Annotated in this window: 1 protein-coding gene and 1 pseudogene; both read left to right on the top strand. The window is 63.0% G+C overall.

Annotation, left to right across the window (positions count from 1 at the left end; genetic code table 11):
• A partial coding sequence (locus VQ044_RS25215) for a transposase (RefSeq protein WP_331827897.1) occupies positions 1–460 on the top strand: 460 nt, incomplete at its 5' end.
• A gap of 394 nt (positions 461–854) precedes the next feature.
• Positions 855–1,118, top strand: a pseudogene (locus VQ044_RS25210) (helix-turn-helix domain-containing protein); the annotation flags it as partial.
• Between the last annotated feature and the right edge of the window lie 108 nt (positions 1,119–1,226).

The following is a 1,226-nucleotide window of genomic DNA, read 5'->3' as shown; positions in this document are numbered from 1 at the left end:
CCTGGCGCCGGTGGTCCACGCCCTGCAGACGCTTCGCGGAATGGCCCTTGTGACGGCCGCGACCGTGATCGCGGAACTCGGCGACATCACGCGCTTCGAGAACCCCCGGCAGCTCATGGCCTATCTCGGTCTGGTCCCCTCGGAACATTCCAGCGGCGGAACCAGGCGTCAGGGCGGCATAACGAAAGCAGGCAACGGAACCGCCCGGCGAATGCTGGTCGAGGCGGCCTGGAGCTATCGGTTCCCGGCAAGAATCAGCCGTGAACAACTGCTCCGACAGGAGGGGCTGCCCAAGCCCATCCGCGATACGGCTTGGAAGGCTCAGATGCGACTGTGCGGCCGTTACCGCAAGCTCGCCAGAGCCGGCAAGCCGGCCACCACCGTGACCACGGCGATCGCTCGCGAACTGGCCGGCTTCGTCTGGGCCATCGCGGCTCAAGTCCCGCGGCCGACGAACTGACCGCCGGGCTATGAACCAAAAGCATTGATGGAGGAGCGAACAGTTTTGAGCCTTCTGCGCCTGGGTAAGGCTGGAGGCACGGTCACGGCAGGAGAACCCTCGCAACCACTATCAGCCGGATCATCATCCGACGCTGGATTCTAGACCGAGGCAGCTCCACGACGCATCAGGTCCGGCGGTAACCAACCCGCGTATCAGAGCATGATCAACCGTCGTTTTATTGACCGTGCCTCCTGCTTTGCCCAGGGCAGCCAATCCGCCAGAACGCTTGCAAAGGCAAGCGATCGATTCTTCACATCTGCAGCTTGAAACGGCGAACATGAGAGTGGATAAAATCTGACGGTAGAGTCCGAGGAGGGATTCCCTCGGGCTTTGAAGCATGCGAGTCTGGCGTATGCGCACCGGGATTTCCATCGCCGTCTCGCCGTCCGATCGCCGTCGCCTTCGGGGCCTGGTCAGGGATCGCAACGCCGCCCAGAAGCATGCGTGGCGGGCCCAGATCGTGCTGTTGACGGCGGACGGTGTGGGCACGATCGAGATCATGCGGCGGACCGGCAAGTCCAAGACCTGCGTCTGGCGCTGGCAGGAGCGCTTCGCCGAACAGGGTTATGAGGGTCTGCTGCGCGACAAGACCCGGCCCTCGCGGATTGCCCCGCTTGGCGCCGATGTTGCCGCGTGCGTATTTCACCGCATCGTGAGCACGGATTTCACCGCATCGTGAGCAGAGATTTCGGGGGATCGTGAGCAACGATTTCAGATGATCGTG

The sequence above is a fragment of the Aurantimonas sp. C2-5-R2 genome (assembly GCF_036549495.1).
Taxonomy (GTDB): Bacteria; Pseudomonadota; Alphaproteobacteria; order Rhizobiales; family Rhizobiaceae; genus Aurantimonas; species Aurantimonas coralicida_A.
This window is presented reverse-complemented; position numbering and strand designations above follow the sequence as displayed.